This window comes from Bacillus sp. YKCMOAS1 (genome assembly GCF_030268125.1).
In the GTDB taxonomy this organism is placed as follows: domain Bacteria; phylum Bacillota; class Bacilli; order Bacillales; family Bacillaceae; genus Bacillus; species Bacillus safensis.
Genome location: NZ_BSEI01000001.1, coordinates 119,569 through 139,753, shown reverse-complemented (window position 1 = coordinate 139,753; position 20,185 = coordinate 119,569). Strand labels below are relative to the sequence as shown.

Genomic DNA, 20,185 nt, shown 5'->3' with positions numbered 1-20,185 from the left:
GCGGTTTCATTCTGACAATCTCTTATTTTATTACCTTGTCAAAATGAGGATACCCCTTTATAATGTGTTTACATTGAATGTCTGTGTAAGGTTAACAAATGTCTTTTTAGAGAGGACATTTACGGAGAAAGGTGGAATTTCAGGTGAAGGCAATTCGAGTTGGGCTATTAGGATTAGGAACAGTGGGGAGCGGTGTCGTAAAAATTATCCAAGACCATCAGGATAAATTAATGCACCAAATCGGCTGTCCGGTATTAATACAAAAAGTGCTTGTGAGCAATCCCGATAAAAAAAGAGATGTGGATGTCGCAAGAGAGGTCTTCACAACTGAAGTATACGATGTGATTAGAGATCCAGAGGTCGACGTCATCATTGAAGTGATGGGCGGCATTGAAGAGACAAAACAATATTTAATAGATGCGTTGAATGAGAAGAAGCATGTCATTACAGCGAATAAAGATTTAATGGCACTTTACGGTACGGAGCTTTTACATGTAGCGAAAGAAAATGGCTGTGATCTTTATTATGAAGCAAGTGTTGCCGGAGGAATTCCGATTTTACGTACGCTGGAGGAAGGGCTCGCCTCTGACCGAATCACCAAGATGATGGGGATTGTGAACGGTACAACGAATTTTATTTTAACGAAAATGAATGTCGATAAAAGTGCATATGAGGATGTCTTAAAAGAAGCACAGGATCTTGGCTTTGCAGAAGCAGATCCAACAGCTGATGTAGAAGGACTGGATGCAGCAAGGAAAATGGCGATTCTTGCAAGACTCGGCTTTTCCATGAATGTAGATTTAGAGGACGTCAAGGTGAAAGGTATTTCTGATATCTCTGATGAGGATATTAATTTCAGTAAGCGGTTTGGCTATACAATGAAGCTGATTGGAATTGCTCAGCGGGACGGAGAGAAAGTAGAGGTCAGCGTTCAGCCAACCTTACTTCCTGATCATCATCCATTATCATCCGTTAACAATGAATTTAATGCGGTGTATGTCTACGGAAGTGCTGTAGGAGAAACGATGTTTTACGGACCTGGAGCAGGAAGTCTGCCAACGGCAACAGCTGTTGTATCAGACTTAGTCGCAGTAATGAAAAACATGCGCCTTGGCGTGAACGGAAGCGGATTTATCGCACCGCAGTTTGAAAAGAAGATCAAATCATCATCAGAAGTATTTGCTCAGCAATTCTTAAGAATTCATGTTAGAGATCAAGTCGGGGCATTCTCCCGCATTACATCTATTTTTTCTGAAAGAGGCATCAGCTTTGAAAAGATCCTTCAGCTTCCTGTGAAAGGACACGATGAGCTGGCTGAAATTGTGATTATTACACATCAGACCTCAGAAGAAGATTTCTCAAATATCCTGCAAAAATTAAACGACCTCGACGTGGTGGTTCAAGTGAAGAGCACGTACCGAGTAGAAGGGAACGGTTTAAGCTAATGAAATGGAATGGACTCATTGAAGAATTTCAAGAATTCTTACCAGTAAACGAATCTACACCTAAACTAACATTAAATGAAGGGAATACACCGCTGATCCATCTCGCCAAGCTTTCAGAAAAGCTGGGAATTGAGCTTCATGTGAAAACAGAAGGCGTGAATCCAACAGGTTCTTTCAAGGATCGAGGAATGGTCATGGCCGTTGCAAAGGCTAAAGAAGAAGGTAATGATACAATCATGTGCGCTTCAACAGGGAATACCTCTGCAGCAGCAGCGGCATATGCAGCCCGTGCTGATATGAAATGTATTGTCATCATTCCAGACGGGAAAATTGCCTTCGGTAAGCTTGCACAGGCTGTTATGTACGGAGCAGAGATCATTGCCATTGATGGCAACTTTGATGATGCACTGAAAATCGTCCGCAGCATCTGTGAAAAAGCGCCGATTGCTCTTGTTAACTCGGTCAATCCTTATCGAATTGAAGGACAAAAGACAGCAGCATTTGAAATCTGTGAGCAGCTAGGCTCAGCCCCGGACGTACTAGCGATTCCTGTTGGAAATGCCGGGAACATCACAGCCTACTGGAAAGGCTTCAAGGAATATCATGAGAAAAAAGGAACTGGACTGCCTGTCATGCGTGGTTTTGAAGCAGAAGGTGCAGCGGCAATCGTTCGAAATGAAGTGATTGAGCAGCCAGAAACAGTGGCAACAGCTATCCGTATCGGAAATCCAGCGAGCTGGAAACAAGCTGTGGCAGCCGCAGATGAATCAAACGGAAAGATTGATGAAGTGACTGATGAGGAAATTCTTCATGCGTATCAATTGATTGCACGTGAAGAAGGTGTGTTTGCAGAACCGGGCTCATGTGCATCGATTGCGGGCGTGTTAAAGCAGGTGAAATCTGGTGAAATCAAGCCAGGCAGTAAAGTTGTTGCAGTACTAACAGGTAACGGACTGAAAGATCCAAATACCGCTATCGATATTTCACAAATCAAGCCGGTCACACTCGATGCAGATGAAGATCAAATTCTTGAACACTTAGAAAAGGCTGCACGCGTATGAGTGAAGCCTCCATGCTTTTTTCAATCACAGTACCGGGAAGCACTGCCAATTTAGGACCAGGCTTTGATTCAGTTGGAATGGCACTCAGCCGCTATTTAAAGCTATCGGTCTATGACCATGATAGCTGGCTGTTTGAAGCAGAAACAGATGTCGTGTCTGGGATTCCATCAGGCACCGACAACCTGATTTATCAAACAGCCAAAAAGGTCGCAGATGACTTTGGAAAAACACTCCCGCCTGTTCATGTCAAAGTGTGGAGTGATATTCCATTGGCACGGGGGCTTGGCAGCAGTGCTGCTGCCATCGTGGCCGCCATTGAACTCGCCAATCAGCTTCTTGAATTAAACATGACAGATGATCAGAAGCTCTTTTATGCAAGTGAGGTAGAAGGTCATCCAGATAATGCGGGTGCCTCTTTATTCGGTGGTTTACTGATTGGTCTTCATGAAGAAGACAAAACCCATGCCGTTAAAGTGCAGCATGTGGATGTAGATGTCGTCGTGGTGATTCCTTTTTATGAAGTGCTCACAAAGGATGCCCGTGATGTTCTGCCAGAGGATTTTTCCTATAAGCATGCTGTTAGTGCGAGTGCTGTAAGCAACGTCCTTGTTGCCGCCTTAATGACACAAAACTGGCCGCTTGTTGGAGAAATGATGAATAAGGATTTATTTCATCAGCCTTACCGCACAATGCTCGTTCCTGAGCTGTCGAAGGTAGAGCATGTCGCTTCGCTCAAAGGAGCGTATGGAACAGCTTTGAGCGGTGCTGGGCCGACGATCCTCACCTTAGTGGAAAAAGGGAAGGGAGAAGCACTGAAAGAACAGCTTGCCCAAAACTTCCCGCATTGCGAAGTCGATTTGCTGATGGTACCTGTAGAAGGTGTTGTCGTGCAGCATCATCCTGTTAATCAAGTAAAGAACGTGCTGTGAATCTGCACGTTCTTTTTTATGCTTGTTTTTATGGGAAGAAGCAGGGATTATTATTTAGAGGATCGAACTATTTTTTATGCATATAAGGGGGAGATACATTCATGAAGAAATTGATGACGGCAGAAGATTTAACGAAGATTGTTTCTGTTTCTCATCCGGTTTATTCACCAGATGGAAAAAAGGCAGTCTTTACAAAAGTCACTGTGAATGAGGAAAAGGACGATTACAATATCCATTTATGGGTTCGAGATGAAGAGACAGAGGAGCTGGCACAATGGACATTTGAGGATGGAAAGCATCATCAACCAGTTTGGTCAAAGGACGGCAGGCAGCTTGCTTTTATTTTGCAAAAGCCAAAGGAAGTCCCTCAGCTCGCACTCATAAAGAGCGAAGGAGGCGGCGTGCGTACTTTAACGAAGATTCCATATGGAGTATCTCACCCTGTCTTTTCTCCCGACGGAGCATTCATTTATGCGGCTGTGTCATTGAAACAACCAGAATCTGTTCATGATGAAAAAAAGAAAGAGCAAGATGAATTTGCTCCAGCGGTATATGATGATTTGACCTATAAAGCAGATGGAAGAGGCTTTTTAGATGGGCGTGTCACACAGATCGTGAAAGTGGATATCCGTTCAGGAGAGGTAGAGCCTATCACGAGCGAGCAGGTTCATCATATGAATCATACCGTTTCCCCGTGTGGAAAATGGCTTGCCTTTATTCAATTAAATCCACAGATACCTTACATAAGTGACGTGTGTCTTCTGTCATTAGAAGATGGTCAGACAAAAAAGATCACACAAGCAAACGGCGCTTATTCCACCGTATCTTTTTCTCCAAATGGAGAGAGTCTTTTGTATATTGGACATGAGCGTGAATTCCAAAATGCCACCTTCCCATCATTATGGCTGTATGATCTGAAAGAAGACAAGGCGGTTCAGCTATCAGAAATGCTCGATATGTATGTTGGAAACTGTATGGCAGGAGATAGCGTGATGGGAGAGGCCTATCAAGTTCCACAGTGGACAAAAGACAGCCAAGGATTTTATACGCTTGTTTCTGATCAAGGCAGTACAGGGATTTATTATTTCTCTATTGAAGGTTTAGCCTATCCAGTTCGACTAGAGGCGGAACATATCACCAATTTCAGCCTTCATCCAGATGAATCCAAACTGCTGCTCAGCCGGCTTTCACCTGTTTCACCAAGTGAGCTGTATGAGCTGACATTAGGAGAGACAGAACTGAAGCAAATCACGTTTGAGCATCATGATTTTCTAAAGGAGTATGTCGTATCCGAACCTGAACCATTTTCTTTTCAGTCAAAAGATGGCGACGAGGTGCATGGCTGGTTTATGAAGCCTTCCAAGATAGAAGAGGGGGAGAAATATCCGCTTATTCTAGAGGTTCATGGCGGACCGCATGCGATGTATGGTTATACGTATTTTCATGAATTTCAAATGCTTGCTTCTGAGGGCTATGCCATCGTGTATATCAATCCGCACGGAAGTCATGGATACGGACAGATGTTTACCGACCGTGTGAGAGGAAGTTATGGTGACGTTGATTATGATGATGTCATGCAGGCTGTTGATCATGTGCTCAAAGCCTATGATTTCCTTGATGAAACAAGACTCGGCGTGACTGGCGGGAGCTATGGTGGTTTTATGACCAACTGGATTGTTGGTCAGACCGACCGCTTCCGTGCAGCTGTCACACAGCGCTCCATTTCAAACTGGATTAGCTTTTATGGCATCAGTGATATCGGTTATTTCTTTACAAGGTGGCAGATTGATGGGGATATTTATGATTCTGTCGATAAGCTATGGGATCGTTCTCCCCTAAAATATGTGAAGCAGATGAATACGCCGCTTCTCATCCTGCACAGCGATGAAGATTATCGCTGCCCAGTTGATCAAGCAGAACAGCTTTTTGTGGCATTGAAGGAGCTTGGGAAAGACACAAGATTGGTCAAATTCCCGAAGGCATCTCATGATTTGTCCAGAAGCGGACACCCGGGGCAGCGTATTCAAAGACTGACCTTTATAAAGGAATGGTTTAGAGAAAAGCTAGCGTAATCAAAAACGACCCTTCAGCGTGCTGACAAACCCTCGCATTCGGTGTCAGTCCTGCGTGCTGGTGCTCACGAATAGAAAATTCGCTCCGCGCCAGTACTCGTCCTTTTCTTATCACGCTGAAAAGAAGACAAAGGGCTAAAGCCTTTGTCAATCATGAAAAAAACGACCCTAATTGGGTCGTTTTCATGTCATATATGAATTAGAAAACCTGTTCAACTTCTACAACGCCAGGCACTTCTTCTAATAATGCGCGCTCAATACCGGCTTTCAATGTAATGGTTGAACTTGGGCAGCTGCCGCATGCACCAAGAAGACGTAATTTCACAATGCCATCTTCAATGTCTACAAGCTCACAGTCTCCACCATCACGTAATAGAAATGGACGAAGTTTGTCCAGTACTTCCTGTACTTGGTCTTTCATTTCGACTTCAGTCATTAGATATAATCGCTCCTTTCACAACATATCACCATTATATTCATCTGGACGATAAAAATCTATTGATTGGTTTCAAAGTTTCCTTCTCATTATAGCACAATCTCATCTTGAAACAAAAAGTGATTTTGACTTTTTTCATCCAGAAAATTCAGCTAAAATGAAGAAAGAATAGGGGGCTTGTCAAATGAACAAAACTGTCGATCTTTATGTATATGGAAGAGATGTACTGTGCGCTAGCTGCGTGAATCTGCCTTCTTCAAAAGATACATTTGAATGGTTAGATGCAGCATTAAAACGAAAATATCCGAATCAGCCATTTCGCATCACATATATTGATATTGAGCACCCGCCAGAAAACGAAAAACAAAAGGAATTGTCTGAACGAATTCTTGATGATGAATTTTTTTATCCACTTGTCTTAGTAGAGGATCAAATCGTTGGAGAGGGCAATCCGAAATTGAAAGACATTTATCAAGAAATGGAGAAATACGGGTACAAGGAGAACAGTGAATAAGCTGTTCTTTTTTTTGCGAAATAAAACGAACAAACGTTCCTTTTTGTGTTGAAAAAGAACACTTGTTCTTTTATAATGAAATGAAAGGAGCGTGAGCATCATGAATTATTTACTGAAACAATCTCTTCATCAGCAAGTACCGATTGAGATGATTTATATGAAGAAAAATGGAGAGTGCACGAAGAGAAAAATCATTGTACACCGTCAAACAGATCAGCTTATCCAAGCGTATTGTTTATCGAAGAAGACGATGAGAACCTTTCGTAAAGACTGCATTCTTGCCCTTGCTCCGATCAAATGGACCAACTCATCGGCACATGCCGTTTCATAGAAAAAAGCTCCCTCGTCACGAAGGAGCTTTGAGAAAAAATTCACAAGATTTTAGCCGTTGTGATGCTTGTACATCCAAAGGAGTCCAGATTTCAGGAGTCTTGGCACCCGGCCAACAAGTGGACGATCAGCCACTAAGCCAAAGCCGGCTTTTTTTCCTAAAGAACCTAAAACACCTTTTAGCTTAAACTGTGGATAAGCTTCAGGAAGCGGCTCATTTTTCCAGCGTTTTTGCAGAGATTGGACGATTTGTTCTGCCTGTGCCTCAGCAAGCTGTGCACTTGGGGCATGAGGCAGACTTGCGCAGTCACCTACGACATATACATGCTCATCCCCTGGAAGATTATGATGAGGAGTTAATACGACGCGGCCTTGTGCGTCTTTTTCAACATCCATCTCTCGTACCACTTTGCTTGGCTGTATTCCTGCTGTCCATACGATGACATCTGCTTCAATTGCGTCATCATGGTTGTAAACGACACCTTCTTCAACCTTTGTAATATTGGCACAGTTAATGATCTTTACGTCATTTTCTTCAAACCACTTTTGCACATACAAACTTAATCTTTTTGGGAAGCTTGATAGTATCAACTCTCCGCGGTCAAAAAGAATAATGTTTAAATCAGCACGGCTTTCTCTTAGTTCACTGGCCAGCTCTACCCCGCTAAGTCCAGCACCGACGATGCCAACCGTTGCACCTGCGCTCAAATTGTTTAATTTGTTATACGCATGTCTTGACTGATCAATGGTTTGAATGCTGTATGTATGTTCTTTCGCACCAGGGACATTATGATATTTGTCCTCACAGCCGAGTCCAATCACCGTATCATCATACGGAATCGGTTCACGGTCGCTGAATAAGATCTGTTTGTTTTCAATATCAATTTTTTCTACTTCCCCGTATTGAATATCCAGCTTCGGATGCTCTGGAAAAGATACTCGAATGTGATGATCAGAGATCGTTCCAGCAGCAAGTGCATAATATTCTGTTTTTAAACAGTGGTAAGGATTTCGATCAATTAATGTGATAGTGACATCATCAGGTAATTGATTTGGCAATAAGCGGTGGAGAACCCGCATATTCCCGTAACCTCCGCCGATCAAGACTAAATTTTTCATGACGATTCTCCTTTTCCCCGTAGACATTGAAAAACACTTATACTAAAAAACTTTAAGTTAAAATACCAAATAAAATTATATCGAATTTACTGTGAAACCACAATAATTGTTTCAAAATAACCTACATATTCATCAGTTAGTCCTAAATAGTAAAACATTTTACGAGGAATAGGCGTAACGATACAGATGAAGCTCATATTTTGACTAATACAAGGAATTTCGGTAGGATGGTAAGGCAATGTGAGGTGAAGCACAGTGTTTCCACTGATCGAATTTTGTGTAAGTAATCTTGCACAAGGGTCTCAAGAAGCAAAAGAGAAGCTTGAAAAAGACCCAAACCTAGACGTAATGGAATACGGCTGTTTAAGCTATTGCGGCAAATGTATGGACTCCCCATTTGCACTTGTGAATGGAGAATTTGTTTCAGGAGAAAATGCAGAGCAGCTAGTCGAGCGTATTTATGCTTTTATAGAGGAAAACGACATGTTTTAAATGCACCACATGGGTCATGAGGTGCATTTTTTTCACTCTTCCACCTTCCATTTTTAAGGAGAATAAATGGAAAGCGTATTCAATATGTTATGCTAATAAAATATCATCAATATGAAACATCACACGAGAGAAAAAGAGGCATATGCATAATAAAAGCCCTTTGCCATGGCAGCAAAGAGCTTCTATGTATGAAAAACGGGGGATGATAAGATTGTCTCCTGAATCGACTCCTTTTATACTATAAAGAAACAACATTTTTGGAGGAAGCTCATGACATCATTTCAATTCACGAAAATGCACGGATTAGGAAATAATTATATTTACGTTAATCAGATGAAGGAACAGCTTCCAGAAGAGCAGCTATCAGAAATAGCGATTCGCGTTTCTTCTGTTTATACAGGAATCGGTTCTGACGGGATGATCCTTATTTGCCCATCAGATGTTGCACCTGTGAAGATGCGCATTTTCAACAATGATGGATCAGAGGGCAAAAACTGCGGTAACGGGCTGCGCTGCGTCGCAAAGTATGTGTATGAGCATCAAATTGTGACGGACACAACGTTCCAGATTGAGACATTGTCAGGACTCGTTGAAGCTACCGTTCACGCTCAAGATGGTCATGTTCAGCTAGTCACAGTAGATATGGGAAAACCACGTTTTGAAAAAGAAGCGATGCCGATGCTTGGTGAACCGGCCAGCACAACAATAAATGAGCCGCTTGATTTTGGCACTGCGAATTTAAATGGAACAGCCGTTTCAATGGGAAACCCACACATCGTTTTTTATTTAGAGGACATTGAAAAAGCACCTCTTCATACACTTGGGCCGATCATTGAAAAACACGATATGTTTCCAGAAGGCGTTAATGTAGAATTTGTTGAAGTTGTCAGTGAAACCGAACTGCATTTTCGTGTGTGGGAAAGAGGCTCAGGCATTACACAGGCTTGTGGAACAGGGGCTTGCGCTGCGGCTGTATCCACGATTGTGAATGGTCAGGCTAAAAAGGAAACAGACATGACAGTTCATTTAGCAGGCGGGGACCTCATCATTCGCTGGAAAGACAATGACCACGTGCTTATGACAGGTCCTGCGGAGACCATTTGTGACGGGACATTTTATCTCTAAACCATTTATTTGAGAAAAGGCATCATCACGTTTATAATTGAAAAAGAAACATCCAGTCAAAAGGAGGGATGATCATGAGTACACCAGTAACCATTACAGAAGCTGCTGCACTGCAGATTAAAGATATGATGAAAGAACATGAAGAAGAAAATGCGTTCCTGCGAGTGGGCGTAAAAGGCGGAGGCTGCAGCGGTCTTTCGTACGGCATGGGCTTTGACCATGAAGTCTCAGAGAAAGACACGCAGTTCAAGCAGCACGGCATAAATGTCCTTGTCGACTCCGAAAGCCTTGATATCATGAATGGAACCATCATTGATTTCAAACAATCACTAATGGGCGGCGGTTTCACGATTGACAATCCAAACGCCATCGCATCATGCGGGTGCGGTTCTTCTTTCAGAACAGCAACGAATACCGGTACGCCGGAAGAGTGTTAAGGACAAAACAATTCATTCTGTAAACCCATTTGTATAATTAAGACCTCCTCAAATTGATATTTTTTGAGGAGGTCTTTTGTGTTGTTTAAAGACGCGTAAAAAGAATTTGACTTAAATTACACAGTACGTCCTCTTTTATAAAGGTTTTAAGTATAAAAAAGTCCGCAATTTTTTAGTATTTCCTCTGTACCAAGTAAGGTCGCTTCTTCAATCCCTATCTTATTAACTCTCATGAAAGATTGTACAGCTTGATAACCTACTGCATAACCAGCAAAGGGTGATAATCCTACAGGTTGAAAGCCTTGTTCTTTGGCAATGATATCACCAAACATATAACTACTGACCTCACCAAACCCTTTCATATATAAAGCCTCTTTCATCACTTCTTTTGAATAGTCTAATTCCTCTTTATCAAAAGAAGTGACCCAAGGTCCTAATACATGTTCACCATAAAGCTCTTTTGCAAATGATTCAGCTAACCCCTCTATAACTAAATAATCTCCAACTGTTACGTTTCCGTAATCCCATTCAAAATATGAAAAACGGATATTATGATGGAATTCATGTGCAATGAGAGCAGGAATTCTTGGGATATTATATGAATTTGGATATAGTGATACTTGAATAAATCCAGGAATTCCTCCGAACCCACAATATCCTTTTTGCAGTTCAAGCTTTTTTGGATCAGCTATATATAGACCAAATCTCAACTCATCAGCATTTATTTGAAGGTTATGCTTTTTTATGAAATCCATGCAATGGTTTAAAGTGATATCTGCTGTTTGAAGAGCTTGAATTTCTTGTAGTCTTTTTAATGCCTGTTGTCCAGTTTGTGTATCTGTTATATCAAGATAGCCAAGCATCTTGGTTGCCATGATTACATCATAGCCATTTTGCTGTTTAGCTTTTAGCGGAACGTTAATCATATTCCACATCTTTTCAAAAGGTTTCATCATAGAGTGTCGGAAAAAATGTTCTTTATTGTGTTTCGTTGAGAATAACTTTTCATATTGATCGATTGTATTCTCAATCAAAATTTTCATAGCTGTTCCCTCTTTTATGAAGAGTAGTAAAGACGTTCATCGCTTCGCTCATAAATGATGCCAAGCCCTCACCATATCGATCTATATTCTTTTTGAAACGTTCATCTTGAATATAGAGTTGACCTAAGCCGTAAAAAGCATCAAGAGAGTAATAACTAAAATTTTTGTTTAAAAAGTCGTACCATTGTTTGATGACGATTTGCACCTCTTTGGATTTAGGGGAATGGTTGCGAAGAGAGGCTAGTTTGTTAAATATGCTATCCCAGCTGTCAGATAATTCGATTTGTTCATCCTTAGACAAATGATTTAGTTTGGAGCTGACTTCATCAACAGCTTGATTTCCCCAACGATGACGAGCTTCTTTTTCATATTGACTAAATTTTATATTTATATTTTCAAACCTTTCTTTATAGGTGTATTGAGTTTCTCCCGTTAAATGCTGTAGCGTCTTATCAATATTTCCGATCATTTTATCGAGATTATTTCGTTTCTCTATTAACATTTTTCTTTGTAGCATAAATGCTTCTATCTTATTAAATGAAGGATTGTGCATCATTTTTTGGATTTCCTTCAATGGAAAGCCAAGTTCCCTGAAAAATAATATTTGCTGTAATGTTTCAAGGTTTTCTTCTGAATAGAGCCGATAACGATTATCTGTGACTTCACTTGGAGTCAATAAACCAATCTTGTCGTAATGATGAAGTGTACGAATGCTAATACCAAATAATTCAGCTACTTCTTTTACTTTCATTTCAATTCACCTCTCTTGATATCCACTATAAAATATGACGTTGCGTTAGGGTCAATCATTTTTTAAAAGATTTATATCATTGTTGATCTTATTTGAAGCAGTAAATTCAAGGAGTTATGTTTTTCTCGCAAATCGCTCAATTTTGTTACAGCTTGCCCGAACAACTGGCTATTTCCACTCGAAAAGAGTATCATGAAAACCAAACATAAACTGTAGTGAGAAAAGAGGTTGCTGAGGTTTGAGTGAACAAATCAATTGCAGGAACTGTCATGAACTGATTCCTTATCGTTCCAAAACGTGTCCATCTTGCGGGATTGAGAAGCCGCTTCCGAAAAAGGAACGTGTAAAGGATCGGGTGATTTTGGTTGTGGCAGGGATTGTTGTGGTGCTGCTTGCTGCAATGGTACTTGGAATGGCAAATGCCTATATTGGGGTTTTTAAATAAACGAAAAAGGAGTTCCGCGAGTGGGAACTCCTTTTTTAATCCGTTCTTATTTGTTTTCAAATAAGCTTGTGGAATGGAGGGGCTGTACACGGGCTTTCGGGTCCATGTAGGCTTTCGCATTGTTGACAGCAGTTGGTGCTTCACCAAATCCGCTTGCAATCAATTTGACTTTTCCTTCATACGTGCAGATATCTCCTGCCGCATAGAAGCCTTCGATGTTTGTTTCCATTGTAGATTTCACTACGATGGAGTTCTTTTCGATTTCAAGGCCCCATTGTTTGATTGGTCCAAGGGAGGAAACGAAACCGAAGTTGACGATCACATCGTCCACATCAAGCACTTGTTTTTTGTCGCCTTTGACTTCTTCTAGCACGATCTGTTCAATGCGGTCTTCACCAATGAGCTCAGTTGGCACAAATGGAGTCAGCACATTGACCTTCGAGTTGTGCAAGTTTTCTACACTGTGCTCATGTGCGCGGAATTTATCGCGGCGGTGAATGATGGATACTTCTTTTGCGATTGGTTCAAGCATGAGTGCCCAATCCACTGCAGAGTCTCCGCCGCCAAGAACGGCCACACGTCTGCCGGCAAATTGGTTCAGGTCATTAATGAAGTAGTGCAGATTGCTTCCTTCAAATGATTCTGCTGTATCCAATTCAAGCTTTCTCGGTTGGAATGCACCGTTACCAGCTGTGATGATAATTGTTTTAGAATAATGAACCTCTTGATTTGTGACAAGTTTAAAGATCCCATCTGCCTGCTTTTCAACTGTTTCAACTGCCTGCTCTAAGCAAATGGTTTGATCAAATTTATCCATTTGTTCCTTTAAGTTATCAACTAATTCTTGTGCGCGGATTTTTGGGAAACCAGCCACATCATAAATATATTTTTCAGGGTAAAGAGCGGATAGTTGACCGCCGAGCTGAGGAAGGCTTTCAATGATTTTCACACTTGCCTGTCTCATGCCTCCGTAAAACGCAGTAAACAATCCAACTGGGCCGCCCCCGATAACGGTAATGTCATATACCTTAGAATCTTCTTGCATTCCTTTAATCCTCCCAAATGAAAATTGTTATCACTATATCATATCATACCACATATCGTCGTTTGACTTGTTTTGAAAAACTTGTCGTTTTTTGATGCTGAAGCTTTGAAAAGGAAGAAAAAGTGAGAAAGACCGTTTATCATAAGGATTTTCAGTTTAAAGCCTTGAAAATTGGAGCAGAACTCGCTATTATTGTTAAGGGAACTAAATATTAATTTTTTATGAATTTTTGTCGGATACGGTCAAATGCTTTCGTTTTATGTAGGTGAAAGTTCAGATTTTCACAAACTTATTTTTTGTTTAAATTTCATAAAATGCCGCAAAGCGGTTGAGAATAACGATATGTAATTCTTTATCCGTTTTACAGCAAATTTAAAAAAGGTGGATGTGATTCCAGTGAATAAACCGAAAATCGTTGTATTAGGTGCAGGTTATGGCGGATTAATGACTGTAACAAGATTAACAAAACAGCTTGGCACAAATGATGCGGAAATTACTCTTGTGAACAAGCATAATTATCATTACGAAACAACATGGTTACATGAAGCAAGTGCAGGTACACTTCATCATGACCGCTGTCGTTATCAAATCAAAGATGTAATTAACAGTTCCCGTGTCAACTTTGTACAAGCAACAGTTGAAAGCATTGATAAGGAAGCGAAGAAAGTTGTGACATCAGATGGCGAACTTTCTTATGACTACCTTGTTGTTGCACTTGGTGCTGTTCCTGAAACATTTGGTATTGCAGGACTGAAAGAATACGCATTCTCAATCTCTAACATCAACTCTGCTCGTCAGCTTCGTGAGCACATCGAGCTTCAATTTGCAACGTATAATACGGATGCTGAAAAACGTCCAGAGCGTTTGACGATCGTTGTCGGCGGCGCAGGATTCACAGGTATTGAGTTCCTTGGTGAGCTTGGAAACCGTGTGCCTGAGCTTTGCAAAGAGTATGACATTGATCAAAAAGACGTGCGTATCATCTGTGTAGAAGCTGCGCCAACAGCTCTTCCTGGATTCGATCCAGAATTGATCGACTATGCGATGAACTACCTTCAAGGTAAAGGTGTTGAGTTCAAAATCGGTACAGCGATCAAAGAATGTACGCCTGAAGGTATCATTGTTGGAAAAGACGATGATACAGAAGAAATCAAAGCTGCAACTGTTGTTTGGGCTGCAGGTGTACGCGGTAACCCAATCGTTGAAGAAGCTGGTTTTGAAAACATGCGCGGCCGCGTAAAAGTTTCTCCAGATCTTCGTGTACCAGAAAATGATGATGTCTTCATCATTGGTGACTGTTCATTGATTATCAATGAAGAAATCAACCGTCCATACCCACCAACTGCACAAATCGCTATGCAGCAAGGTGAGACAGTAGCGAAAAACCTTGCAGCACTAGTAAAAGGTGGATCTCTGGAAAGCTTTAAGCCAGACATCAAAGGAACAGTTGCTTCTCTTGGTGAACACGACGCTGTAGGTGTTGCGTTTGGTAAAAAACTACAAGGAACAAAAGCTTCTGCAATGAAGAAAATCATCGACAACCGTTCTTTATTCATGGTTGGCGGGCCAGGACTTGTTCTGAAAAAAGGAAAATTCAAGTTCTTCTAAACCATCATAGACAAAAACGTGTATCCTCGTGATACACGTTTTTTTATAAGTTGTGGTATATTTTCTCACTTGGTCATCGGCAGTAAAATATGTTATGATGAATTATCAGAAAATTTAGATTAAGGAGTGAGCAATATGAATGCACAAACAAAGGAAAAAACATCAGCCTGTCAATATTGTTCAGGAAAAGGGTATTTTCAGCTATTGCTCGGCGGATCTGAAACGTGTGAGGAATGTAAAGGGACAGGAAAGAAGCGTTAATCGATCTGCTTTTTCCATTGATTGACTTCATCTCTATTTCCAAGTTAAACTAATGATGGGATATTTGGGGGTGGAGATGAAGTGATCAGTTTACCAGTCGTTATCATATCAGTTATTTTATTTTTCGTGTTATTCTTTGGCATTGGTTTTTTGCTCAATATGCTGCTGAGAATGTCATGGATTATGGCTATTTTATATCCAATTGTATGCCTTTTCATTATTAACAATCAAAAGATGATCGCTTATGTAAGAGAGCCTGGTACTGCTTTTTCAGGAATAGGAGACCGAATCGTCTCACTCGCTGCGGCAGATATCATCATCTTATTAAGCGGCCTGATCGGTGCGATCGCATCAGGTTTTGTCATTAATGCACTTCGAAAAAGAGGGTATCAAATGTTTTAACTCACTTGTGGACACGCAAGTGGGTTTTTTTGTTTCTCCTTTGCATAGTTTCCATTTTGTTTGGAAACAAATAGATGGGTAGAGGAGTGACAAATAGAGATGAAAACATGGATGAAACGATTGTTCATGACAGCGCTATTCATGATTGCACTTTTGACAAGCTTTACGGGCATATCTGGAGTCGAACCAAGTGATTTAGCTGCATGGGTGAAAGAGACCGATGCGGGCAAGCAAGTATCTTCTTTTTTTCAGCAGCCAAAAAGGGAAACGATGGCACTCAAAAGTGAAGACATGCGATCTGTTTCTCTCGAAGAAGCGTTTAATTGGAACGATTATCCGAAGCAGAAGGTTGTGGCAACCGGCTATACAGCAGGTGTGGAATCAACAGGCAAAACGAAGGAACATCATGCATATGGCATTACATATTCAGGCGTCAAAGTGAAACGTGATTTATATTCAACAGTGGCAGCCGACCCATCCGTTTTTCCGATTGGAACGGTGCTGTTTATCCCAAACTATGGCTACGGTGTCGTTGCAGATACCGGGAAAGCGATTAAAGGTCATAAGCTTGATTTATACTATGAAACCGTTGATGATGTGTATAGAGAGTGGGGTAAAAAAGTGCTCGATGTGTATATCATCAAAAAGGGTGAAGGGACGTTAACGGAAAAAGACTTAAATCAGCTCAATGAAGCAGAATCGATGCAAGTATTCCGTCAGCAGTTTCAAGCCAATAAAGAATAAAAAAGCTTTGGGCCATTTAAGGTCCAAAGCTTTTTCGCTTCTACATGAAGTAATAATCTAAGATGAGTGTCAGCAAGATCCCTGTTAAACCGCCGAAGAAGACTTCAATCGGCTTATGACCAAGAAGCTCTTTTAATTTCTTTTGCTTTTCTTTTTCTTCCGCATTTTGGAAATTCTTTGCTTCGGAAACAAATCGGTTAAAATCTGTTACGAGCTTGTTGAGAACAGTCGCCTGTTCTCCTGCCTGTCTGCGAACGCCTGTCGCATCAAACATAGTAATAATGGCAAAGATGGCGGAAATGGCAAAGATAGATGTATCTAGCCCGTGCTCTAAAGCCACTGCTGTGGAGAGTGCTGTTACTGCTGCGGAGTGTGAACTTGGCATTCCGCCTGTGCTTGTAATGAGCGACCAATCTAGTCGTCTAGAAATAATAAATTGAATCGGTACTTTTACAAATTGTGCAAAAAAGATGGCTGCTAGGCTGGCAAGCAGCGGAAAATTCGTCAGTACGCTCATGAACAAGAAACATCCTCTCTTTAAGAAAAAATATCGTGCGAAATGATGAACTAAAAATCCTAGTATGATGAAAAAATGATAGCAGTAAAAAATGCTGCCAAGTCCATGTTCATTATAACATTAAAGAAACTAGATGTGGAACGAGGAGAACACGGACAGGCTGCTTAGGTTTTCGCTGCTTTTTCATGATGCCCTTCCACGTGTGAAAATATAAATGTTCATCAAGTAAAGACAGACTGGCAATGATCGTATAGGCACGCAAATTTTGATATAATAGAAGTTCCAATGTGAAAAATGGAGTTCATTAAGGAGCGTGTGATAAATATGTTTTTCTCGACAAATGAATTGCAGCATAAAGATACACTGGCGATCGGACTTTTTCAAAAGAGCCAATTATCAGGAAAAGCAAAAGAAATGGATGAATTACTTGAAGGAAGAATCACTGAATTATTAAAAGAAGGCGACATTTCATCCAAACGAAATCAGCTTTCGAAGTTTTTCCCATCCCCTGAAACAGGCATCAAACGCATTTATTTTGTCGGGCTTGGGAAGGAATCAGATTACACGTTTGAAGAGGCAAAAGAAGTGTTTGCCCATTTATTTAAAAAGCTTCATCAAGATAAAAAGCAAGCGGTTTCTGTCTTGCTGGATACGTTTATTGGAAAGGATCTGCCTGCCCAAGATGCAGCCCATGCCCTGTCTGAAAGCTGCCTTTTAGCTACATATGAATTGCAGGATTTTAAACATAAAACAAATGAACCGGATCGTTTCATCGAGTTTGTTTATGCAACGACGGAGCATGATCAAGCTGAAATTCAGGCGAGTCTGAAAGTCGGCGAAGTGTACGGACAGTCAGTCAATTCGGCCCGTACCCTTGTGAATATGCCTCCGAACATGCTCACATCCTCTGATCTGGCTTCGTATGCGGCAGAGCTTGCATATAAATATGAATTTGAAATTGAAATTTTAGATAAAGAACAAATGGAAGAGCTCGGAATGGGCGGTATTTTAGCCGTCAATAGAGGCTCAACAGAACCGCCAAAACTCATCGTGCTGAAATATCAAGGCAAGGAAGAATGGACAGACGTCATCGGTCTTGTCGGTAAAGGCATCACGTATGATACCGGCGGCTACTCTTTAAAGCCAAGAGCGAGTATGGTTGGTATGAAAACAGATATGGGCGGCTCAGCCTCTGTTTTAGGCGCAATGGAAATCATCGGGGAACTTCGCCCAGAGCAAAATGTCATTGCGGTCATCGCCTCAACGGATAATATGATTTCCGCAGACGCTATGAAGCCAGACGACGTCATTGTGTCACTAAGCGGGAAAACAATCGAAGTGCTCAATACAGATGCAGAAGGCCGTCTTGTTTTAGCAGATGGGGTGACATATGCGAAGCAGCACGGTGCCTCTGTCCTTGTAGATGTGGCCACATTAACAGGCGGTGTCATTGTGGCGCTTGGAAATGAGACAACAGGCGTAATGACCAATAACGATGAGCTGTATGCTCAGTTTAAAGAAGCATCAGAAGAATGCGGTGAAATGATCTGGCAGCTGCCAATCACGGAAAAAGATAAGAAACGAGTACGAAACAGCAAAATGGCTGATCTCAATAACTCACCAGGCCGTGATGGTCATGCGATCATGGCAGGTGCTTTCATTGGTGAATTCGCAGAGGATACGCCTTGGGTTCACTTAGATATTGCAGGAACTGCAACAACAGAAAAACCTTCATGCTTTGGGCCAACAGGGGCAACAGGTGTGATGGTAAGATCACTTGCTACATTTGTGGAACGATTTGAAGGAACAAAATAAGGGATAAGGCTCTGCCGGATGGCAGAGCTTTTTTATGTAGGACATAAGCCATTTGACGAAGTTTTTTTTCTATGGTAACATACGTTGGTACTTTAATTATCTACTACATTAGTAAACTAAAGGATTTCGGGGGTTTCACCATGAATGCAGTTGTTTTAGCGGTTGTTTTAATGTTGATATTAAGCTTGCTGCGGGTCAATGTCGTGATTGCGCTAGCAATAGGCGCTTTAGCTGGCGGACTTGCAGGTGGATTAGGCTTGGGAGGAACAGTGGACGCCTTTACGGACGGACTCGGAGGAAATGCAACCGTGGCGATTAGTTATGCGTTATTAGGGGCATTTGCTGCGGCGCTGACGAAAACAGGTCTTCCAGATGCCATGGTTGAAGGAGCAGTGAAGCTTCTAGGAAAAGAAGGCGATTCGAGACGGAAAACACTATCAAAAGTGCTCATCGTTCTTGTCATTTTGATCGTGTCCTGTTTTTCACAGAACGTCGTTCCTGTTCACATTGCCTTTATCCCAGTCTTAATTCCGCCGTTATTAAAGGTGTTTAACGAGCTTCAGATTGACCGCAGACTGCTAGCGTGTGTCATTACCTTCGGACTCACTGCACCATATATATTACTTCCAGTCGGTTTTGGACAGATTTTCCACGGAATGCTTCGTGACAATATGAAGGAAGCGGGTCTGACCGTAAACCTTGCAGATATTCCGTATGCGATGCTGATTCCTGTAGCAGGAATGGTTCTTGGCTTGATCGTTTCCATTTTTGTATATCGAAAGCCGAAGGTATATGAGAATCGTGAAATTACAGATGTAGAGAAATCGGCTTATACGAAAAAAAGCTTATTCTTTGCCGGTCTTGCTATTCTCGTTTCGTTGATTGTCCAGCTTTATCTATCGCAAAGTCTTGGTGTGGAAGGAATGATCTTCGGTGCACTCGCAGGACTGCTTGTCTTGTTTGTGACTGGAATGATGAAACGCGATGAAGCAGATGAACTCATTACATCTGGAATGAATATGATGGCATTTATCGGTTTTGTCATGCTTGTTGCCGCTGGGTTTGCCAACGTTTTAACAAAAACAGGAGACATAGAATCTCTTGTCAAAGCATCTTCCCAATTTATCGGCAACAGCCAGAGCCTTGCAGCGATTTTAATGCTGCTTGTCGGCCTGCTTGTGACAATGGGGATCGGATCATCATTTGCAACGATTCCGATTATTACAACCATCTTTGTTCCACTTTGCTTACACTTAGGATTTAGTCCAATGGCCACCATTGCCATTATTGGCTCTGCTGCGGCTGTTGGAGATGCAGGTTCACCTGCAAGTGACAGTACGCTTGGACCAACATCTGGATTGAATATGGATGGACAGCATCACCACATTTGGGGAACTTGTGTCCCGACTTTTATCTATTATAATATTCCGCTTGTTCTGTTTGGCTGGCTGGCGGCGATTATTCTGTAAAATGAAAAGCTTGTAGAGAAAACGATGATGTTTTTTCTATAAGCTTTTTTGTTGTTCGTAGATGAAAAAATAATTAGGACAAAAGTACGAATTAAATGAATCTTTCTTCCTCTATCTTACGTATA

General features: G+C 41.4%; 21 protein-coding genes and 1 pseudogene. 16 read left to right on the top strand and 6 right to left on the bottom strand.

Annotated features, from left to right (window positions below; translation table 11 throughout):
* Window positions 1-143: 143 nt before the first annotated feature.
* The 4 genes from QSJ46_RS00780 to QSJ46_RS00765 all read left to right on the top strand — a co-directional run bounded on the left by QSJ46_RS00780 (window position 144) and on the right by QSJ46_RS00765 (window position 5,507).
* Window positions 144-1,445, top strand: coding sequence for a homoserine dehydrogenase (locus QSJ46_RS00780; protein WP_047202460.1), 1,302 nt, complete (start codon window positions 144-146; stop codon window positions 1,443-1,445).
* Window positions 1,445-2,506 (top strand): threonine synthase, encoded by a 1,062-nt coding sequence (gene thrC, locus QSJ46_RS00775; RefSeq protein ID WP_024423361.1) that lies wholly within the window; start codon window positions 1,445-1,447, stop codon window positions 2,504-2,506. Before QSJ46_RS00780 ends, thrC begins: the two co-directional genes overlap by 1 nt.
* The gene (gene thrB, locus QSJ46_RS00770) at window positions 2,503-3,435 is read left to right on the top strand and encodes a homoserine kinase (protein WP_285604142.1); all 933 of its coding nucleotides are present in this window, start codon (window positions 2,503-2,505) and stop codon (window positions 3,433-3,435) included. Before thrC ends, thrB begins: the two co-directional genes overlap by 4 nt.
* A 101-nt stretch (window positions 3,436-3,536) precedes the next feature.
* On the top strand, window positions 3,537-5,507 hold the full coding sequence (locus QSJ46_RS00765; RefSeq protein ID WP_285604141.1) for a S9 family peptidase: 1,971 nt from the start codon (window positions 3,537-3,539) through the stop codon (window positions 5,505-5,507).
* Between the two features lie 199 nt (window positions 5,508-5,706).
* Here QSJ46_RS00765 and QSJ46_RS00760 read toward each other — a convergent pair.
* Window positions 5,707-6,006: pseudogene (locus QSJ46_RS00760) on the bottom strand (NifU family protein).
* A 121-nt stretch (window positions 6,007-6,127) separates the two neighbouring features.
* On the opposite strand from QSJ46_RS00760, the gene QSJ46_RS00755 reads away from it, so the two are divergent.
* The gene (locus QSJ46_RS00755) at window positions 6,128-6,457 is read left to right on the top strand and encodes a YuzD family protein (protein WP_212039729.1); all 330 of its coding nucleotides are present in this window, start codon (window positions 6,128-6,130) and stop codon (window positions 6,455-6,457) included.
* A 100-nt stretch (window positions 6,458-6,557) separates the two neighbouring features.
* A complete protein-coding gene (locus tag QSJ46_RS00750; protein WP_039181181.1) occupies window positions 6,558-6,788 on the top strand; it encodes a hypothetical protein in 231 nt (76 codons plus the stop codon).
* A 50-nt stretch (window positions 6,789-6,838) separates the two neighbouring features.
* Here QSJ46_RS00750 and QSJ46_RS00745 read toward each other — a convergent pair whose 3' ends face one another.
* Window positions 6,839-7,906, bottom strand: a complete 1,068-nt coding sequence (locus QSJ46_RS00745; protein WP_034282611.1) for an NAD(P)/FAD-dependent oxidoreductase — start codon at window positions 7,904-7,906, stop codon at window positions 6,839-6,841.
* Window positions 7,907-8,161: 255 nt separating this feature from the next.
* Here QSJ46_RS00745 and QSJ46_RS00740 point away from each other — a divergent pair, with 255 nt between their 5' ends.
* From QSJ46_RS00740 to QSJ46_RS00730, 3 genes are all read left to right on the top strand, one after another.
* The gene (locus QSJ46_RS00740; protein ID WP_008346813.1) at window positions 8,162-8,398 is read left to right on the top strand and encodes a YuzB family protein; all 237 of its coding nucleotides are present in this window, start codon (window positions 8,162-8,164) and stop codon (window positions 8,396-8,398) included.
* A 270-nt stretch (window positions 8,399-8,668) separates the two neighbouring features.
* On the top strand, window positions 8,669-9,523 hold the full coding sequence (gene dapF / locus QSJ46_RS00735) for a diaminopimelate epimerase (protein ID WP_041088425.1): 855 nt from the start codon (window positions 8,669-8,671) through the stop codon (window positions 9,521-9,523).
* A gap of 74 nt (window positions 9,524-9,597) precedes the next feature.
* Window positions 9,598-9,960: a HesB/IscA family protein gene (locus QSJ46_RS00730; protein ID WP_024425967.1), complete on the top strand. Its 363-nt coding sequence runs from the start codon at window positions 9,598-9,600 to the stop codon at window positions 9,958-9,960.
* Window positions 9,961-10,106: 146 nt separating this feature from the next.
* Here the strand turns inward: QSJ46_RS00730 and QSJ46_RS00725 are convergent, their stop codons facing one another.
* Both QSJ46_RS00725 and QSJ46_RS00720 read right to left on the bottom strand, forming a co-directional pair.
* Entirely contained in the window at window positions 10,107-11,003 is an 897-nt protein-coding gene (locus tag QSJ46_RS00725; RefSeq protein ID WP_212039730.1) for a DUF2268 domain-containing putative Zn-dependent protease, read from the bottom strand.
* Window positions 10,987-11,754: a MerR family transcriptional regulator gene (locus QSJ46_RS00720; RefSeq protein ID WP_251181234.1), complete on the bottom strand. Its 768-nt coding sequence runs from the start codon at window positions 11,752-11,754 to the stop codon at window positions 10,987-10,989. Before QSJ46_RS00720 ends, QSJ46_RS00725 begins: the two co-directional genes overlap by 17 nt.
* A gap of 238 nt (window positions 11,755-11,992) precedes the next feature.
* Here QSJ46_RS00720 and QSJ46_RS00715 point away from each other — a divergent pair, with 238 nt between their 5' ends.
* Entirely contained in the window at window positions 11,993-12,199 is a 207-nt protein-coding gene (locus QSJ46_RS00715) for a hypothetical protein (protein WP_024423352.1), read from the top strand.
* Window positions 12,200-12,245: 46 nt separating this feature from the next.
* Here QSJ46_RS00715 and yumC read toward each other — a convergent pair whose 3' ends face one another.
* The gene (gene yumC, locus QSJ46_RS00710) at window positions 12,246-13,244 is read right to left on the bottom strand and encodes a ferredoxin--NADP reductase 2 (RefSeq protein ID WP_039181175.1); all 999 of its coding nucleotides are present in this window, start codon (window positions 13,242-13,244) and stop codon (window positions 12,246-12,248) included.
* Window positions 13,245-13,634: 390 nt separating this feature from the next.
* Between yumC and QSJ46_RS00705 the strand changes: the two genes are divergently transcribed.
* The 4 genes from QSJ46_RS00705 (at window position 13,635) to QSJ46_RS00690 (ending at window position 16,259) form a co-directional block, all read left to right on the top strand.
* Complete coding sequence (locus QSJ46_RS00705) at window positions 13,635-14,852, top strand: NAD(P)/FAD-dependent oxidoreductase (RefSeq protein ID WP_285604374.1); 1,218 nt, start codon at window positions 13,635-13,637, stop codon at window positions 14,850-14,852.
* A 135-nt stretch (window positions 14,853-14,987) separates the two neighbouring features.
* The gene (locus tag QSJ46_RS00700) at window positions 14,988-15,113 is read left to right on the top strand and encodes a YuiA family protein (RefSeq protein WP_158333015.1); all 126 of its coding nucleotides are present in this window, start codon (window positions 14,988-14,990) and stop codon (window positions 15,111-15,113) included.
* Between the two features lie 81 nt (window positions 15,114-15,194).
* On the top strand, window positions 15,195-15,515 hold the full coding sequence (locus QSJ46_RS00695; protein ID WP_039181171.1) for a YuiB family protein: 321 nt from the start codon (window positions 15,195-15,197) through the stop codon (window positions 15,513-15,515).
* Window positions 15,516-15,614: 99 nt separating this feature from the next.
* On the top strand, window positions 15,615-16,259 hold the full coding sequence (locus QSJ46_RS00690; RefSeq protein ID WP_039181168.1) for a 3D domain-containing protein: 645 nt from the start codon (window positions 15,615-15,617) through the stop codon (window positions 16,257-16,259).
* Between the two features lie 40 nt (window positions 16,260-16,299).
* Here QSJ46_RS00690 and QSJ46_RS00685 read toward each other — a convergent pair whose 3' ends face one another.
* Window positions 16,300-16,776: a divergent PAP2 family protein gene (locus QSJ46_RS00685; RefSeq protein WP_047203325.1), complete on the bottom strand. Its 477-nt coding sequence runs from the start codon at window positions 16,774-16,776 to the stop codon at window positions 16,300-16,302.
* 324 nt (window positions 16,777-17,100) lie between these two features.
* Between QSJ46_RS00685 and QSJ46_RS00680 the strand changes: the two genes are divergently transcribed.
* Window positions 17,101-18,591 (top strand): leucyl aminopeptidase, encoded by a 1,491-nt coding sequence (locus QSJ46_RS00680; protein ID WP_047203324.1) that lies wholly within the window; start codon window positions 17,101-17,103, stop codon window positions 18,589-18,591.
* 140 nt (window positions 18,592-18,731) lie between these two features.
* On the top strand, window positions 18,732-20,060 hold the full coding sequence (locus QSJ46_RS00675) for a Na+/H+ antiporter family protein (RefSeq protein ID WP_024425962.1): 1,329 nt from the start codon (window positions 18,732-18,734) through the stop codon (window positions 20,058-20,060).
* The last annotated feature ends 125 nt before the right edge of the window (window positions 20,061-20,185 follow it).

What these genes read in the sequence shown, in the direction of transcription:
- QSJ46_RS00765 (WP_285604141.1), top strand. Translation starts at nt 3,537, where the DNA reads ATGAAGAAATTGATGACGGCAGAAGATTTAACGAAGATTGTTTCTGTT.
- QSJ46_RS00690 (WP_039181168.1), top strand. Translation starts at nt 15,615, where the DNA reads ATGAAAACATGGATGAAACGATTGTTCATGACAGCGCTATTCATGATT.
- QSJ46_RS00675 (WP_024425962.1), top strand. Translation starts at nt 18,732, where the DNA reads ATGAATGCAGTTGTTTTAGCGGTTGTTTTAATGTTGATATTAAGCTTG.
- QSJ46_RS00680 (WP_047203324.1), top strand. Translation starts at nt 17,101, where the DNA reads ATGTTTTTCTCGACAAATGAATTGCAGCATAAAGATACACTGGCGATC.
- yumC (WP_039181175.1), bottom strand. Translation starts at nt 13,244, where the DNA reads ATGCAAGAAGATTCTAAGGTATATGACATTACCGTTATCGGGGGCGGC.
- QSJ46_RS00700 (WP_158333015.1), top strand. Translation starts at nt 14,988, where the DNA reads ATGAATGCACAAACAAAGGAAAAAACATCAGCCTGTCAATATTGTTCA.
- QSJ46_RS00685 (WP_047203325.1), bottom strand. Translation starts at nt 16,776, where the DNA reads ATGAGCGTACTGACGAATTTTCCGCTGCTTGCCAGCCTAGCAGCCATC.
- QSJ46_RS00750 (WP_039181181.1), top strand. Translation starts at nt 6,558, where the DNA reads ATGAATTATTTACTGAAACAATCTCTTCATCAGCAAGTACCGATTGAG.
- thrC (WP_024423361.1), top strand. Translation starts at nt 1,445, where the DNA reads ATGAAATGGAATGGACTCATTGAAGAATTTCAAGAATTCTTACCAGTA.
- QSJ46_RS00755 (WP_212039729.1), top strand. Translation starts at nt 6,128, where the DNA reads ATGAACAAAACTGTCGATCTTTATGTATATGGAAGAGATGTACTGTGC.
- QSJ46_RS00730 (WP_024425967.1), top strand. Translation starts at nt 9,598, where the DNA reads ATGAGTACACCAGTAACCATTACAGAAGCTGCTGCACTGCAGATTAAA.
- thrB (WP_285604142.1), top strand. Translation starts at nt 2,503, where the DNA reads ATGAGTGAAGCCTCCATGCTTTTTTCAATCACAGTACCGGGAAGCACT.
- QSJ46_RS00745 (WP_034282611.1), bottom strand. Translation starts at nt 7,906, where the DNA reads ATGAAAAATTTAGTCTTGATCGGCGGAGGTTACGGGAATATGCGGGTT.
- dapF (WP_041088425.1), top strand. Translation starts at nt 8,669, where the DNA reads ATGACATCATTTCAATTCACGAAAATGCACGGATTAGGAAATAATTAT.
- QSJ46_RS00725 (WP_212039730.1), bottom strand. Translation starts at nt 11,003, where the DNA reads ATGAAAATTTTGATTGAGAATACAATCGATCAATATGAAAAGTTATTC.
- QSJ46_RS00720 (WP_251181234.1), bottom strand. Translation starts at nt 11,754, where the DNA reads ATGAAAGTAAAAGAAGTAGCTGAATTATTTGGTATTAGCATTCGTACA.